The following is a 15,397-nucleotide window of genomic DNA, read 5'->3' as shown; positions in this document are numbered from 1 at the left end:
ATGGATCATGTCCTATGGATTTCTCGACATAGCCTCGACGCCCAGCGTGCGCGCCGCCCAGGCCGAAATGGGTGTTCAGGATTTCTGGACCAACCTGCCGACCGACCGCAGCTTCGACCGCTTCACGGAAAACGAGAGCGCCTTCATTGCGTCGCGCGACAGTTTCTACATGGCCTCCGTTTCCGAAACGGGCTGGCCCTACGTCCAGCATCGGGGTGGTCCGCAGGGCTTTCTCAAGGTGGTCGATGATCGCACGCTTGCCTTTGCAGATTACCGCGGCAACCGGCAGTATATAAGCGTCGGCAATCTCGCGGCCAATGAGCGGGTCTGCCTCTTTCTCATGGATTATCCCCGCCGCGCGCGGCTAAAGATCTATGCGCATGCCGAAAAGCTGGCGCTCGATGCGGAGCCTGCACTGACGGAGCTTGTCGCCACGCCGTCCTATCGGGCAAAGCCGGAACGCCTCTTCCGCCTGCGCCTCGAAGCTTTCGACTGGAACTGCCCGCAGCATATCACACCGCGCTATACCGAGGCGGAGATCGGCGTCGCCGTCCAGCCGCTTCGTCAGCGTCTCGCAGAGCTGGAGGCCGAGAATGACGCCTTAAGGGCGCAGATCGCGCGAGCTGGAGGTGCAGAGTAGCGCCTGGCTAATGAGCCGAAACCATGCCCCGATCAGTGAGCGTCATACCGGCGAGATCAATGCCCATACCACGAGCGCCCTGGGCTGCTGCCCGGCCGACGGCCTGGAGCTGGTCGGGATCGCTTTGAGACTGCTCGACGGCGCTTTCGACCAGCGCCGCCTGCAGCAGCAGGGCTTCAGCCATCTCCTGCTTCGACGCGTCGTCTGCGGTGGTGACCATAGCGGCCGATGCCATGGCATTCATGACCTGCCGGCGCACGGCGGCCGTCGAAGCCGGGCTCGGGTCATCGGTCGTGCCGCGCGTCGCCTGCCAGCTGCTGATCAGCCAGACGGTATAGGCATCGACGACATTGTCGATCCTCAGGCCGTAGCGGGCAAGTGGTGGGCGCATCGCCTCGATGATATCCTGCGAGGCAAAGAGTTTGGCGAGCGTGTCAGCACCTTTCGGATCGACGGCTTTGGTCTTCGATACGAAATTCTCGAGATTGGCGGAACGGCGCGACTTCGACGGTGTATAGCGAAAGTCTGCGACGCTGACCGGTTTGGTGGCGGCAGGCGCTTGCTTTCCCGAGTTCGATCGCGGCACCGGGCGCTGCATCTGCCGACGCAGCGTCTCGGCGATCGGCCCCATATTCAAGGTGGCCTCGAAGGCACCGGGGCTCAGCGGCCCGGCAAAATCTGCCTGGGCGCCTGCGCTGACCGGCAGGCAGAGAACGAACCCAACGACGACAATCCGAGCATATCTCATCAATGAACCCCAAGGCGCAGCCGCGGCGAATATATGCGGCGTGTTCGCGTCGGCAAGGTGAACAGATGGCTTGGGGGCCACTTCGCGTCCCCGCAGTTTCGCATCCTCGCAGAACCGTATTGCGAATGTGCGACATTGACCGGCATCGAACATCCCCCCGCCTGTAGCCTGAGCAGCAACTGGACTTTGCCCCAGCCTCCGGGGATAGTTCGAGCAATATCCGGATAGAAACGATGGAGGCTCCGGTGAAGGCTCATCTTGCGGCATGTCTTGGTCTCACTCTCCTGGCATCGCCGGCAATGGCCGAGGGCAGGGTCGCCGAGGTCTTCACGAAGACCTGTCTCGCGCAGTTTCCGGATTTCAAGAATATCGATATGGCGCCCCGAAAGAGGCGAGGAGGATATCTTCCCCGACCCCTATTCCGAACGCGTTGCCGATGGCTGGCGCACCGGCGTCATAAAGGCACTTGAGCAGGAATTTGCCGCTTACGTTCCGCCAGCGCCTGAAGTGGCTCAGGATTGCTGTCACCACTGACATTCTGTTTGCGCGTGAATGGCGTTGCCGCGCCGTTCGCCGCAAGCGGCTGGCTCTACTTCATATAAAGCGAACGCGAACGCTCCAGATGCTTGAGCACCGCCGCTTCGGCGCCATCGACGTCGTTGGCGGCAAGCTGCTCCAGGATCTCTTCATGTTCGGCGAGCGTATATTTTTCCTTGCCGGTCCAGATCAGCATTTCCGTATGATATTCCTTCAGCCATGCCAGCATGGCTTCGCTGACGGCCACATAGATCGGATTGCCGGAGATCTGGGCGATGCGAGTATGGAACCGCATGTCGGCGGAAATGAATTCTTCGGCGTGGCCGAGCGAGGCGCGCTGATGGTCGATGATCTCGCGGAGCGCTTCGACATCGGCCTGCTTGGCGCGCTGGGCGGCCTCCCGCGCCATGCCGCGCTCGAAGAAGATACGGGCACTCTTCAGGTGCTCCAGCGAATCCGCCGATTGCGACAGCATGATCTTCGCCGTCAGGTCGACCTGGCGAAAGATCGACTGGGCAGTCAGTTTCAAGACCTTCGCCCGCTCGCCGTGCGAGATGCTGACGAGGCCCTTGTTGGCGAGAGATTGCATCGCCTCGCGGATGGCGGGGCGGCCGACGCCGAAGCGTTCCATCAGAACGCGCTCGGAGGGCATTTCGTCGCCCGGTTGCAACTCTCCTGATGTGATCAGCCGTTCCAGCCGGTCAAAAACTTCATCAGACAGTTTTCGACGGACAATTGGCTCGATGGCTGAGGTCATGGCGTCTCGCTGGCTCAAATCTTCTCTCCCCTTAGCATTTTCACCGACCGACGACAAAGCGCGCCAAGCGAAATTCACACCTGTTGAAAATTTCCGTTGCAGAAGATGGAATACTCATTATACCAGATTACAAGTTGACGCCATGGCTTCTTGACGTGGCGAGAGGAGCAACCGGCAATTTCATGATGATAACCCTCACTTACCGCATCGAGACACCCGGCAGCGTCGAAGCGATGGCGAGCAAGATCGCCTCTGATCAATCGACCGGCACCTTCGTTCCGGTTCCGGGCGAGACAGAGGAATTGAAGTCGCGGGTCGCCGCCCGGGTGCTTGCCATCCGTTCGCTGGAAGATGCGGGCCATCCCTCCTGGCCGGAGGCGCCCGAAGGCGTACGGCTGCAGCGCGCCGATGTCGATATCGCATTCCCGCTCGATGCGATCGGCACGGATCTTTCCGCCCTGATGACGATCGCGATCGGCGGGACTTTTTCCATCAAGGGCATGACCGGCCTGCGCGTCGTCGACATGAAGCTTCCGGAGGCCTTCAGACAAGCCCATCCCGGCCCGCAATTCGGCATTCCCGGCAGCCGGCGCCTGACCGGCGTCGAGGGCCGGCCGATCATCGGCACGATCGTCAAGCCGGCACTCGGTCTGCGCCCGCACGAGACGGCGGAGCTTGTCGGCGAACTGATCGAATCCGGCGTCGACTTCATCAAGGACGACGAGAAGCTGATGAGCCCCGCCTATTCGCCGCTGAAAGAGCGCGTGGCGGCGATCATGCCCCGCATTCTCGATCACGAGCATAAGACCGGCAAGAAGGTCATGTATGCCTTCGGCATCTCGCATGCCGATCCCGACGAGATGATGCGCAACCACGATCTCGTGCTTGCGGCTGGCGGCAACTGCGCCGTCGTCAACATCAATTCGATCGGCTTTGGCGGCATGAGCTTCCTGCGCAAACGCTCCGGCCTTGTGCTGCATGCGCATCGCAACGGCTGGGACGTGCTGACGCGCCACCCCGGCATCGGCCTCGACTTCAAGGTCTATCAACAGCTCTGGCGGATGCTCGGCGTCGACCAGTTCCAGATCAACGGCATCCGTGTGAAATACTGGGAGCCGGACGAAAGCTTCGTTGCTTCCTTCAAGGCGATCAGCACGCCACTCTTTACCCCCTCCGACTGCCCGCTTCCCGTTGCCGGCTCCGGCCAGTGGGGCGGCCAGGCACCTGAAACCTATCAGCGCACCGGCCGCACCACCGATCTTCTCTATCTCTGCGGCGGCGGCATCGTCAGCCATCCGCAGGGACCGGCAGCCGGCGTACGCGCCGTACAGCAGGCCTGGCAGGCGGCAGTCGCCGACATTCCGCTCGACGACTACGCCAAAGATCATCCCGAGCTCGCTGCATCGATTGCCAAGTTCAGCGACGGCAAGGCGGCGTGAGGATGCGCGACCTGCTCGTCAGTTATTACGGCGACGATTTCACCGGCTCCACCGATGTGATGGAAGCGCTCGCCAGCAACGGCATTCCAACCGTGCTCTTCCTAGGCATTCCCGAGCAGGCACTGGTTGACCGCTTCCGAGATTGCCGGGCTGTCGGCATTGCCGGAACGAGCCGCAGCGAGAGCCCGGCCTGGATGCAGGAACATCTTGCCCCGGCCTTCCAATGGCTGAAAGGCTTGCAGGCGAATATCTGCCACTACAAGGTCTGTTCGACATTCGATTCCGCGCCCGAAGTCGGCAATATCGGCAAGGCGATCGAGATCGGCAAAGAGATCTTCGAGCAGGAGCTGGTGCCCATCATCGTCGGTGCGCCACAACTCAAGCGCTATACGGCCTTCGGCAATCTCTTTGCCGCCTATCAGGGGCGCGTTTTCCGAATCGACCGCCACCCGGTCATGAGCCGTCATCCCGTCACGCCCATGCAGGAGGCGGATCTTGCCGTTCATCTCGGCAAACAGACCGACCTTGCCGTTTCGCTCGCCGATCTGACGCTGCTTGCATCACCTGATGCGGACGCGAGGACCGACCAGCTGATCGCCGAGGCGTCAGGCATCCTGCTTCTCGATGTCGATTCCGCCGAGAGCCAGACCACCGCCGGCCGGCAGCTGCAGCGCATCGCGGCTGCCAAGGGCAGTTTCGTCGCCGGCTCCTCCGGCGTCGAATATGCGCTCATCGATGCGTGGCGCGAAAAGGGCCTGATCGGCCAGGGCGTCGAGTTTCAGTCGCCGGGTAAGGTGGATCGGCTCGCCGTCGTCTCCGGCAGCGTCTCGCCGACGACGGAACGGCAGATTCGCACGGCAATTGCCGACGGCTTTCATGATATTCCACTCGATCCTCTGGCACTGGTCGGCACCAATGCCGAGGCGGCACTCGACGTCGCGGTCGCAGCAGGCCTTGCCGCGCTGAAAGCCGGCCGCAGCGTCATCCTGCACACCGCCCTTGGACCCTCGGCCGATCGCGGCGCCGATATCGACCAGCTACCCGGCGCCCGTCATCGGCTGGGTCGCGCGCTCGGAACCATCCTGCGCCGCCTTGTCCAAACCGAAGGGCTTTCGCGCACCGTTATTGCCGGCGGCGACACGTCGAGCCATGCGCTGCAGGAATTGCGCGTCGATGCACTGACGACCCTCTTGCCGCTGCCGCAGACCCCCGGTTCGCCGCTCTGCACCGCCCATGGCGGCTACGCGTCGACGGACGGGCTGCAGATTGCGCTGAAGGGCGGGCAAGTCGGCGCCGACGGCTATTTCGCGCAGATCCGGGACGGAAGGACAGCATGATGCAAGCGGGTGACTTCGTCCGCGAACGATAATGGAATGGTGATTGACTCATCATACCAGCTACGATACCAATCCCGCATATGAAGGTGAGGAAACATGACTGCAATTGCCCTCTTTGGCGCCGGCGGAAAAATGGGATACCGGCTGGCCAAAAATCTCAAAGGTTCCCGTTTTGATGTTCGTCATGTCGAGGTCAGCGACGCCGGCAAGGCGCGCCTGAAGAACGATCTCGGCATCGATTGTACGCCGGCCGATGCCGCGCTCGATGGCGCTGACGTCGTGATCCTCGCCGTACCGGATACCGCGATCGGCAAGGTTGCAGCTGGTATCGTCGACAAGCTGAAGCCCGGCACGATGGTCGTCGCCCTCGACGCCGCCGCCCCCTTTGCCGGCCACCTGCCTGAGCGCGCGGACCTAACTTATTTCGTGACCCACCCCTGCCATCCGCCGATCTTCAACGACGAGACGGAGATGCAGGCGAAGAAGGACCATTTTGGTGGCCTCTTTGCCAAGCAGCACATCGTCTCCGCCCTGATGCAGGGTCCGGAAAGCGCTTATGGCCTCGGCGAAGAGATCGCAAAGGTTATCTGGGCGCCGGTCATGCGCTCGCACCGCGTCACGGTCGACCAGATGGCGATGCTGGAGCCCGGCCTTTCGGAAACCGTCTGCGCCTCGCTGCTCGTGATCATGCGCCAGGCGATGGACGAATGCGTCGCCCGCGGTGTTCCAGCGGAAGCCGCCCGCGACTTCCTGCTCGGGCATATGAACGTGCTCGGCGCCGTCATCTTCAAGGAAGTCGACGGTGTGTTCTCGGATGCCTGCAACAAGGCGATCGAGTTCGGCATTCCGGCCCTCATGCGCGACGACTGGAAGAAGGTCTTCGAACCTCAGGAGATCGCCGACAGCATCCGGCGCATCACCTGATACTGCCGCGGCAGGGCTCGAGCCTTGCCGCCTTTGCCGGCCCGGGGGGACTTTGAAGACCGGCCGGTTTTCGATCTCGCATGGATTGAACCGAACCGGGATTGGTTCGGCCATGCGTCAAACCTGGGAGGAGAAACCATGAAACTTACACGTAGACTGACCCTTGCAGCCTTCGCCGGCGCCCTGTCGCTTGGTGTTGCGATGCCGGCCTTTTCGGCGGACCTGATCGCCATCATCACGCCGGCCCACGACAACCCCTTCTTCAAGGCGGAAGCGGTCGGCGCCGAAGCCAAGGCCAAGGAACTCGGCTATGAGGCGCTCGTCATGACGCATGACGACGACGCCAACAAGCAGTCGGAAATGATCGATACCGCCATCGGCCGCGGCGCCAAGGCGATCATCCTCGACAATGCCGGCGCCGATGCATCGGTTGCCGCCGTCAAGAAGGCTAAGGATGCCGGCATCCCCTCCTTCCTCATCGACCGCGAAATCAATGCGACCGGCGTTGCCGTCGCCCAAATCGTTTCCAACAACTATCAGGGCGCCCAGCTCGGCGCGCAGGAATTCGTCAAGCTGATGGGTGAGAAGGGCAATTATGTCGAGCTCGTCGGCAAGGAGTCGGACACCAATGCCGGCATCCGCTCGCAGGGCTATCATGACGTCATCGACGACTATCCTGATCTGAAATCTGTCGCCAAGCAGTCGGCCAACTGGAGTCAGACGGAAGCCTACGCCAAGATGGAAACCATCCTGCAGGCGAACCCCGATATCAAGGGCGTCATCTCCGGCAATGATACGATGGCCATGGGCGCAATCGCCGCTCTTCAGGCTGCCGGCCGCAAGGACGTGATCGTCGTCGGTTTCGACGGCTCCAACGATGTGCGCGACTCCATCAAATCAGGCGGCATCAAGGCAACCGTGCTGCAGCCGGCCTATGCACAGGCCCAGATGGCTGTCGAACAGGCTGATGCCTATATCAAGAACAAGACGGCACCGAAGGAAGAAAAGCAGCTCATGGACTGCGTCCTCATCAACGCCGACAATGCGGGCAAGCTCGAGACCTTTGCCATCGCAAAGTAAAGCGGACGACTGCAGCCTATTCTCTTTCATTTCGAGGTTTATCGCATGTTGAGGATCAGGGGCGCCCTGATCGCCGCGCTCGTCGCGGCGGCTTTGCCCGGCTGCRAGATCATCAAGACACCGACTGCGGAAGAAAAAGCCGCAGCGGCGGCCAAGAGCGCTTTCGATCCGAATGCCAAGGTCGATGCCATTTGGCAGCCGCAAGTCGTGCCCTATTATGAAAAGCGCGCCGGCGCGCTGAAGGATGTCGCAGCACTTGCCGTTTCGAGCCCCGACCAGGCCGGCGAGAAATACGGCAATCCGCACAAGCAGACGAGCTCGCCCTGGACCTATGCCGTCAAGTTCAGCGGCAAGGTCGTCGCCGCCGATACCGCCTCGCGGGCAGCAACGCTCGATGTCGATGCCGATGGGGACGGCAAACCCGACGCAAAAGTCCAGATCGGGCCTGCCATCCGCGGCACGGCGCTGCGCGACACGCTGGATTTCGTCAATTTCAACGAGTTCAAGAACCAGATCGAATGGGCACAGTTCGGCAAGTCCTTCAATGAGCAGGCCAATAGCGCCTTCCTGTCGGCGATCCCGCGCGACGGCCTGGTCGGCAAGACGGTGACCGTGACCGGCGCTTTTCCGCTGCCTTCGGGCAGCGATCTGCCGCTCGTGACCCCTTCGGCGCTGACGGTGGCACCATGACGATCGCCGAGGCTCCAAAGGACGAGATCATCCTGCGCCTCGACGACGTGTCGAAGGTCTATTCCGGCATCGTCGCCGTCAAGCGTGCCAATCTCGAATTGCGCCGCGGCGCCGTCAACGTGCTGGTCGGCGAAAACGGTGCCGGCAAGTCGACGCTGATGAAGATCATCGCCGGCGTCGAACGGCCGACGCTCGGGAACATCATTCTGGACGGTGAAACCGTTTCCTTCGCCAGCCCCGCCGATGCGCAGGCGCATGGCATCGGCATGATCTTCCAGGAGCTCAATCTTTTCGCCAATATGTCGGTTGCCGAAAACATCTTTGCGACGCGCGAAGTGACCCGCGGCGTGCTCGGCATCGACCACAAGGAACAGGTCCGCAAGGCCAACGAATTCCTTGGGCGTCTCGATGCCGGCATCGATGCCGAGACCATGGTCGAGGATCTTCCGATCGGCCAGCAGCAGCTTGTCGAGATCGCCAAGGCAATGTCGCTGAATGCCCGCATCCTCATCATGGACGAGCCGACGTCGGCGCTGTCGGCAGCCGAAGTCGAGATCCTCTTCAAGGTGATCGGCGAGTTGAAGGCGCAAGGGGTCGCGATCGTCTATATCTCGCATCGCCTCGAAGAGCTCATGCGGATCGGCGATTACATCACCGTGCTGCGCGACGGGCAGATTACCGGCCATGCCATGGTCAGGGATATCGACACCCGCTGGATCGTGCGTTCGATGATCGGCTCAGATGCCAAGGATTTTGCGAAATCCGACGATCATGCGCTCGGCAAGGAAATGTTCCGCGCCGAAAATATCAGCCTGCCGCGGCCGACCGGCGGGCTTGCAGTCGATAATGTCTCACTGTCGGTCAGGGCAGGCGAGATCCTCGGCATTTACGGGCTGATGGGCGCCGGGCGCAGCGAATTCTTCGAATGCGTCATCGGCCGCCATGCGCACTCGACCGGCAAGATCTTCATCGACGGCAAGGAGGTACGAGCGCGCGATACAACGCGGCGCATCCGCCGGGGCCTCGCGCTCATTCCCGAGGACCGGCAGCGCGAAGGGCTGGTGCAGGTGCTCTCCATCGCATCGAACCTGACGCTTGCAAGCCTCGGCCGCTTCACGCGCCTCTTCCATATCAATGCCAAGGCAGAGAAGAACGCCATCGTCGAGGCGATCCGCGATCTCTCGATCAAAGCGCCGAACCCGGCCTTCGAGGTGACCTCGATGTCCGGCGGCAACCAGCAGAAGGTTGTCATCGGTAAGGCGCTGATGACCAATCCGAAGGTTCTGCTGATGGACGAGCCGAGCCGCGGCATCGATGTCGGCGCCAAGGCGGATGTTTTCCGCACCATGCGCCGGCTTGCCGCCAATGGCCTCGCCATCCTGTTTTCAACATCCGACCTCGAAGAGGTCATGGCGCTTTCCGATCGCATCGCGGTGCTCAGCAACGGCCATCTCATCGCCGTCTTCGACCGCGCGCAAGCAACGGAAGAGGCCATTATCGCGGCCTCCGCCAAGGGGCACGAACATCAAGGGAAACTTGCGTCATGACGGCGGCTACCGCATCCACTTCCGCGCCGAAGGGCGCGAACGGCTCCTTCCTCCTGACGCTGATGAAGCTTCGAACCTTCATCGCGCTCTTTGCCGTCATCATCTTCTTCTCGATCTTCGCGCCGAACTTCACCTCGACGGCGAACATGATCCTGATGTCGAAACATGTGGCGCTGAATGCCTTCCTGGCGATGGGCATGACCTTCGTCATCATCACTGGCGGTATCGATCTCTCGGTCGGCTCGATCGTCGGCCTGTGCGGCATGGTCGCCGGCGGGTTGATCCTCTACGGCATCGAACTGCCGATCGGCTATACGGTCTATTTCAATCTCGTCGAGATCGTGCTGATCACGCTGGCAATCGGTCTCTTCATCGGCCTGATCAACGGCCTGTTGATCACCAAGCTCAATGTCGCGCCCTTCATCGCCACGCTCGGCACGCTCTATGTCGCCCGCGGCCTGGCGCTTCTTTCATCCGACGGCCAGACCTTTCCGAACCTCGTCGGGCGGCCGGAATATGCGACGACCGGTTTCGATTTCTTCGGTGCGGGCCGCGTTCTTGGCCTGCCGGTATCGATCTGGATCCTGATCGTGCTGGCGTTGGTGGCCGCTTACGTCGCGCGCTCGACACCGATCGGGCGCCACATCTTTGCCGTCGGCGGCAATGAGCGCGCCGCCCGCATGTCGGGCATCCGCGTAGATCTGGTCAAGATCTTCGTCTACATGTTCTCCGGGCTTTGCGCCGCGATCGTCGGCATCGTCATCTCCTCGGAGCTGATGGCCGCGCATCCGGCAACGGGCGAAAGCTTCGAACTCAACGCGATTGCCGCGGCCGTACTCGGCGGCACTTCGATGTCTGGCGGGCGCGGCACGATCGGCGGCACGATCATCGGCGCCTTCGTCATCGGCATTCTCTCGGACGGTCTCGTGATGATGGGAGTTTCCTCTTTCTGGCAGATGGTCATCAAGGGTCTCGTCATCATCATCGCCGTCGTCGTCGACCAGGCGCAGCGTCGGCTGCAGCAGCGCGTGACCCTCATGCAGATGGCAAAGGCAGGTTGAAATGGTTGACTTGAAAGGTGCTTTGACCGGTTGCGGCTTCTTTGCGATCAATCAGATGCACGCATGGAAGGATGTTGATGGTGCCGGGATCGTGGCGATCTGCGACCGCGATCCGGAGCGCCTGAAAATCGTCGGCGAGCAGTTCGGCATTAACAGGCGCTACACGGATGCGGCAGGCATGTTTGCCGACGGCGGCTTCGATTTCGTCGATATCGCCACCACGGTCCAGAGCCACCGGGCGCTGGTGGAAATGGCGGCCAGCCACACCATCCCGGCCATCTGCCAAAAACCCTTCGCCAAGACGCTTGCCGATGCCAAGGCGATGGTCGAAGCCTGCCGGAAGGCCGGCATTCCGCTGATGGTGCACGAGAATTTCCGCTGGCAGACACCCATCCAGGCCGTGCGCCGGCTCTTGGACAATAAAGCGATCGGCATACCCTTCTGGGGCCGCTTCTCCTTCCGCTCCGCCTATGACGTATTTTCCGGCCAGCCCTATCTCGCCGAAGGCGAACGCTTCATCATCGAGGATCTCGGCATCCACACACTGGATATTGCCCGCTTCATCCTCGGCGACGTGAAAGCGCTGACGGCGCGCACGAAACGCGTCAACCCAAAGATCACGGGCGAGGATGTCGCGACGATCCTGCTCGACCACGAAAGCGGCGCAACTTCCATCGTCGACGTCAGCTATGCGACGAAGCTTGGCACCGAGCCCTTCCCGGAAACGCTGATCGAGCTCGACGGCACCGATGGCACGATCCGCCTTTCGGCCGGCTATCGGCTCGAAGTGACCAATGCGGCAGGTACCGTCGTTTCCGACGCTTCGCCGCAGCTGCTCTCCTGGGCCTCCCGGCCTTGGCACAATATTCAGGAAAGCGTCTATGCGATCCAGAAGCACTGGGTCGACAAGTTGAAAAATGGCGGCGAGCCGGCAACGTCGGGCGCCGACAATCTCAAGACCTTTGCCCTTGTCGAAGCCGCCTATGACAGTGCCGCGTCCGGCAAGACGATCGACGTGGAGGCGATGCTGAGATGACGACGGACGCCTTCGCCCTCTACGGCACGCATGAGGCCGAAGAGCATCCAGTCCGCCTGACCGCCGGGCGCCTCTCAGCCGATCTCGCAAAGGGCAATCTGCGCACGATCCGCTATGACGGTATCGAGGTGCTGCGCGCCGTCTCCTATCTGGTGCGCGACCGCGACTGGGGAACCTATAGCCCCCGGATCGAAGATCTCTGGGTCGAGCAGGGCAACGGTGCCTATTCCGTCCGCTATGTCGCCCATTGCAAGGGACCCGAGGATAGCAGGCTTGCCATTTCGGTGCATATTGCGGCAACGGAGCGTGAACTGATCTTCGAAGCCAGCGCGCTTTCGCCGACCGGTTTCGAGACCAATCGCTGCGGTTTCTGCATCCTGCACCCGATCGTCGGCCTTGCCGGAAGCCCGGCCAAGGTCGAGCATGTGGATGGTCGCGTAAACGAGACGCGCTTTCCCGACCGGATCGACCCCTGGCAGCCCTTTAAGGATATGCGGGCGATCACCCATCATGTGCTGCCGGGCGTTTCAGCCGAGTGCCGTATGGAAGGCGATACATTCGAGATGGAAGACCAGCGCAACTGGTCGGATGCCTCCTACAAGACCTATGTGCGCCCGCTGGCGCTTCCCTGGCCCTACCAGATCGCCGCCAACGAACCGGTACGGCACAGGATCGTCCTTTCCATCCGCGACACCAGGAGCGGACAAACGACCGCCGCCGGCTCCGCTGCTGGCGCGATCCGGCTCGAACCGGGTGAGCACAGCGGCACCATGCCGGCCATTGGCCTGATCGTCGCGCCTGATGAAGCCAAGGCCGTGCTTGCGGCCCGTGATCTGCTTTCGGGGATTGCCCCGCAGGAATTGCTTTTCCACTTCGATCCCAATGCCGGGCATGGCGCTGATGCATTGCAGGATTTTGCCGCGATTGCCGCGCTTCACCGCGGACGGTCGACGCTGGAGATCGCCCTGCCCTGCAAGCAGTCGCCAGCATCCGAAACTGCCGAAATTGCCAAGCAAATGCAGGCTGCGGGTTTCCGCCCCGATGCCATCATGATCTCCCCTTCCGTCGACCGGCAGTCGACGCCTCCGGGCAGCACATGGCCCGCATGCCCGCCGCTTGAAGAGGTCTATGCCGCAGCGCACGAGGCCTTTGCCGGCATTCGCATCGGCGGCGGCATGCTGAGCTACTTCACCGAGCTCAACCGCAAGCGCGTGCCGGCCGATCGCCTCGGTTTTATCAGCCACTGCACCAACCCGATCGTCCATGCCGCCGATGATCTGAGCGTCATGCAGACACTGGAAGCGCTGCCCTTCATCACGGGCTCGGTACGCGCCATCTATGGCGACAAGCCCTACCGGATCGGTCCATCGACCATTCCCATGCGGCAGAACCCCTATGGCAACCGCACCATGGACAATCCCGCCGGCGGCCGCATTCCGATGGCAAACCGCGATCCACGCCACAATGGCCGCTTCGCGGAAGCCTTTGCGCTCGGCTACGCCATCCGCGTGCTGGATGCCGATCTCGAATGCCTGACGCTCGCAGCGCTGACCGGCCCCTTCGGCCTGGTTGCCGGTAAGGCAGAACCAACGGAAGAAGGCGGCAACAGGCCGCTTTTTACCATCGTGAAGCTGCTGTCCAGCCTTGCCGGGTCAGCCTGGATTGGCTGCACGTCTTCGCATCCGTCGAAGGTTCTGGCCTTCCTGTCGGGGTCGACGCTGCATATCGTCAATCTGACGGCCCAAGAGCAAAGCATCGATATCAGTGCCTTCGGCTCGGACTCGCAAGGCAAGAGCATGGCACTTGCGCCTTTTGGTACGGCGTCGATCAAACTCGCCGTTTAGGGCTTTCGGGCACATCGCGCAGACCGGTGGGCATCAGTGTCTGTGCCGAGGAGGATATACCGTTTAAAAATCCAGGCCAGGCACATTCTGTGGTTGGTTTTATGTTTCTATTCTCGTAAAACGTTTATATGCGAAATATCGGGCGAGCCGTTACGATGGATACGATTCCCACCGAAGGCTTTGATGTGGTGAAGGCAGAAGACGCATTGGGACAGTAGTACCCTAAGCAACGCGCTTTCTTGCTTCATCAGGCTACGGAAGCACTGTATCACTGCCTGCTGCTGGCCCTGACGCTCTAAGACATACTTGCCGCCGCGCAGCAATCATGTCTAACGTCTCAAAGGTCAGCATTGCAGTAACACCGCAGCAAGCTGAGCTTTTGCGCGATGCGGTCGAAAGCGGTGCTTATGCCAGCAGCAGCAGCGAAGTTGTACGCGAAGCCATGCGTGACTGGTCTGCGAAATGGGCTAGCCGGAAGGACGATATTGTGCATCTTCGCGAATTGTGAGCGCAGGGCAAAGCCAGTGGCGCGCCGCAAGCTATTAATTTCGAGGCAACCCACGAAAAGCCCGTCAGAAACTGAACGCCGCTCGCAATCATGGCGGTTAAGCTCGTTTGGTCGCCTCAAGCCGAGGACGACGTCATCAATACTTATGTCGAGATAGGTCTTCACCAACCTCAAGCCGCTGAACGCTATTATGAGCAGTTTAGGCAGAAAGTCGGCCTTTTGGCCGAAGCCCGATGGTGTCCTGACTTTCGACCGGCTGTCCTCGGTGTTCCTGTCGAACACCGATCACGAGGAAGACCAGCCGGTGCATCTCAAGGTCAAGGACATGCGCTGCAGAAGTCGTCCGAGCACGACATCTATGCCGGTCCCTCGACCCGCTACTGTCCGGCCGGCGTTTGCGAATGGGTCGAGAAGGATGGCCAGGAAACCTACGTCATCAACGCCCCAGAACTGCGTCCAATGCAAGACCTGCGACATCAAGGATCCCAACCAGAATATCAACTGGGTTCCGCCGCAGGGTGGCGAAGGGCCGGTCTATCCGAATATGTGACCGTTTCATCGACGCTGCCGCCAACCTGGCAGGCGTCCGGTTCTTTGACAGTCACGCGAGGACAACATTCGCACTAGCACCGGCGCTCTTGACCCACCAACAACTCAACAGCTGGCGCCGAAGTTCACTTCCGCTCCACTCTCCATAACCGATGAGGCGAATTGCGCTCATAGCCGAGTTCGGCGAAGCTCGCGACTTCCAAAATCAACCCCCACGGGGCTCGGAAATAGATCCAATTGAATCCCGCCAATGGTCCGCTTTCAACCAAGTTGGGTCCATCCAGCATGTCGATGCCCTGCGCTCGCAATCGATTCGCGCACGCATGAACGTCGTCGACTTCAAAACAAAGATGCATGCCGCCGACCTCCGAGGATCGCTTCGGTCGGCTGTCTTCCTCGCCACTATATTCAAACAGCTCGACACTCGTCCCTTCGCCGCAACGCAGGAACACCAGATCGCGTATGGTCGATTGTGCGGATGCGCCCAGCTTTTTTGCCATGAAATCCTGGTCGACATCGAAGGGTCCAGTACGAAAGACCTCGATCGCACCGAAGACCGCCCGAAAGAATGCAATGCCCTCTTCAATATCCGGCACCGTAATGCCGATGTGGTGCATGCCGTAGACCCTGCCCGTCATATGATAACCTTATCCAATTTGTTGAGACGCTCGARAATGCCGGACGTGCGTGTGCTGATAGA

13 protein-coding genes and 2 pseudogenes are annotated in these 15,397 nt (G+C 61.1%); 12 read left to right on the top strand and 3 right to left on the bottom strand.

Features of this window, described 5'->3' with window-relative positions; translation table 11 throughout:
* Positions 1–7: 7 nt before the first annotated feature.
* Entirely contained in the window at positions 8–640 is a 633-nt protein-coding gene (locus AC1DTN_RS20465; RefSeq protein WP_113320204.1) for a pyridoxamine 5'-phosphate oxidase family protein, read from the top strand.
* Positions 641–647: 7 nt separating this feature from the next.
* Here AC1DTN_RS20465 and AC1DTN_RS20460 read toward each other — a convergent pair whose 3' ends face one another.
* Positions 648–1,388, bottom strand: coding sequence for a DUF6683 family protein (locus AC1DTN_RS20460; RefSeq protein WP_162747907.1), 741 nt, complete (start codon positions 1,386–1,388; stop codon positions 648–650).
* Positions 1,389–1,977: 589 nt separating this feature from the next.
* Positions 1,978–2,682 carry a transcriptional regulator NanR gene (locus tag AC1DTN_RS20455; RefSeq protein WP_310382156.1) on the bottom strand — a complete coding sequence of 235 codons (705 nt, stop codon included), beginning with the start codon at positions 2,680–2,682 and terminating at the stop codon, positions 1,978–1,980.
* Between the two features lie 182 nt (positions 2,683–2,864).
* Here AC1DTN_RS20455 and oiaX point away from each other — a divergent pair, with 182 nt between their 5' ends.
* The 11 genes and pseudogenes from oiaX to AC1DTN_RS20400 all read left to right on the top strand — a co-directional run.
* Complete coding sequence (oiaX, locus tag AC1DTN_RS20450; protein ID WP_477922370.1) at positions 2,865–4,121, top strand: 3-oxo-isoapionate-4-phosphate decarboxylase OiaX; 1,257 nt, start codon at positions 2,865–2,867, stop codon at positions 4,119–4,121.
* Positions 4,122–4,123: 2 nt separating this feature from the next.
* The gene (locus AC1DTN_RS20445; protein WP_477922368.1) at positions 4,124–5,458 is read left to right on the top strand and encodes a four-carbon acid sugar kinase family protein; all 1,335 of its coding nucleotides are present in this window, start codon (positions 4,124–4,126) and stop codon (positions 5,456–5,458) included.
* Positions 5,459–5,554: 96 nt separating this feature from the next.
* A complete protein-coding gene (locus tag AC1DTN_RS20440; RefSeq protein WP_007820524.1) occupies positions 5,555–6,382 on the top strand; it encodes a phosphogluconate dehydrogenase C-terminal domain-containing protein in 828 nt (275 codons plus the stop codon).
* A gap of 138 nt (positions 6,383–6,520) precedes the next feature.
* The gene (locus AC1DTN_RS20435; RefSeq protein ID WP_007820525.1) at positions 6,521–7,462 is read left to right on the top strand and encodes a D-ribose ABC transporter substrate-binding protein; all 942 of its coding nucleotides are present in this window, start codon (positions 6,521–6,523) and stop codon (positions 7,460–7,462) included.
* A 45-nt stretch (positions 7,463–7,507) separates the two neighbouring features.
* Entirely contained in the window at positions 7,508–8,152 is a 645-nt protein-coding gene (locus AC1DTN_RS20430; protein WP_477922367.1) for a DUF2291 family protein, read from the top strand.
* Entirely contained in the window at positions 8,149–9,699 is a 1,551-nt protein-coding gene (locus AC1DTN_RS20425) for a sugar ABC transporter ATP-binding protein (protein WP_477922366.1), read from the top strand. The genes AC1DTN_RS20430 and AC1DTN_RS20425 overlap by 4 nt, the downstream gene beginning before the upstream one ends.
* Positions 9,696–10,760, top strand: coding sequence for an ABC transporter permease (locus tag AC1DTN_RS20420; protein WP_007820528.1), 1,065 nt, complete (start codon positions 9,696–9,698; stop codon positions 10,758–10,760). Before AC1DTN_RS20425 ends, AC1DTN_RS20420 begins: the two co-directional genes overlap by 4 nt.
* 1 nt (position 10,761) lies before the next feature.
* Positions 10,762–11,796: a Gfo/Idh/MocA family protein gene (locus AC1DTN_RS20415; RefSeq protein WP_477922365.1), complete on the top strand. Its 1,035-nt coding sequence runs from the start codon at positions 10,762–10,764 to the stop codon at positions 11,794–11,796.
* Positions 11,793–13,640 carry a D-apionate lactonase gene (apnL, locus tag AC1DTN_RS20410; protein WP_477922364.1) on the top strand — a complete coding sequence of 616 codons (1,848 nt, stop codon included), beginning with the start codon at positions 11,793–11,795 and terminating at the stop codon, positions 13,638–13,640. The genes AC1DTN_RS20415 and apnL overlap by 4 nt, the downstream gene beginning before the upstream one ends.
* Before the next feature lie 325 nt (positions 13,641–13,965).
* Positions 13,966–14,249, top strand: a pseudogene (locus tag AC1DTN_RS20405) (ribbon-helix-helix domain-containing protein).
* Positions 14,250–14,356: 107 nt separating this feature from the next.
* Positions 14,357–14,698 (top strand): annotated as a pseudogene (locus AC1DTN_RS20400) (4Fe-4S dicluster domain-containing protein); the annotation flags it as partial.
* A gap of 124 nt (positions 14,699–14,822) precedes the next feature.
* Here the strand turns inward: AC1DTN_RS20400 and AC1DTN_RS20395 are convergent.
* Positions 14,823–15,314, bottom strand: coding sequence for a VOC family protein (locus AC1DTN_RS20395; protein WP_442207242.1), 492 nt, complete (start codon positions 15,312–15,314; stop codon positions 14,823–14,825).
* Positions 15,315–15,397 lie beyond the last annotated feature (83 nt).

This window comes from Rhizobium sp. 01T444 (assembly GCF_056398305.1).
Note: the sequence above shows the minus strand (reverse complement) of the source record. Positions and strands in the feature narration are given on the sequence as shown.

Excerpts from the sequence above, each read along its gene's own strand:
- AC1DTN_RS20465 (WP_113320204.1), top strand. The coding sequence starts at position 8 with ATGTCCTATGGATTTCTCGACATAGCCTCGACGCCCAGCGTGCGCGCC.
- AC1DTN_RS20460 (WP_162747907.1), bottom strand. The coding sequence starts at position 1,388 with ATGAGATATGCTCGGATTGTCGTCGTTGGGTTCGTTCTCTGCCTGCCG.
- AC1DTN_RS20455 (WP_310382156.1), bottom strand. The coding sequence starts at position 2,682 with ATGACCTCAGCCATCGAGCCAATTGTCCGTCGAAAACTGTCTGATGAA.
- oiaX (WP_477922370.1), top strand. The coding sequence starts at position 2,865 with ATGATGATAACCCTCACTTACCGCATCGAGACACCCGGCAGCGTCGAA.
- AC1DTN_RS20445 (WP_477922368.1), top strand. The coding sequence starts at position 4,124 with ATGCGCGACCTGCTCGTCAGTTATTACGGCGACGATTTCACCGGCTCC.
- AC1DTN_RS20440 (WP_007820524.1), top strand. The coding sequence starts at position 5,555 with ATGACTGCAATTGCCCTCTTTGGCGCCGGCGGAAAAATGGGATACCGG.
- AC1DTN_RS20435 (WP_007820525.1), top strand. The coding sequence starts at position 6,521 with ATGAAACTTACACGTAGACTGACCCTTGCAGCCTTCGCCGGCGCCCTG.
- AC1DTN_RS20425 (WP_477922366.1), top strand. The coding sequence starts at position 8,149 with ATGACGATCGCCGAGGCTCCAAAGGACGAGATCATCCTGCGCCTCGAC.
- AC1DTN_RS20420 (WP_007820528.1), top strand. The coding sequence starts at position 9,696 with ATGACGGCGGCTACCGCATCCACTTCCGCGCCGAAGGGCGCGAACGGC.
- AC1DTN_RS20415 (WP_477922365.1), top strand. The coding sequence starts at position 10,762 with ATGGTTGACTTGAAAGGTGCTTTGACCGGTTGCGGCTTCTTTGCGATC.
- apnL (WP_477922364.1), top strand. The coding sequence starts at position 11,793 with ATGACGACGGACGCCTTCGCCCTCTACGGCACGCATGAGGCCGAAGAG.
- AC1DTN_RS20395 (WP_442207242.1), bottom strand. The coding sequence starts at position 15,314 with ATGCACCACATCGGCATTACGGTGCCGGATATTGAAGAGGGCATTGCA.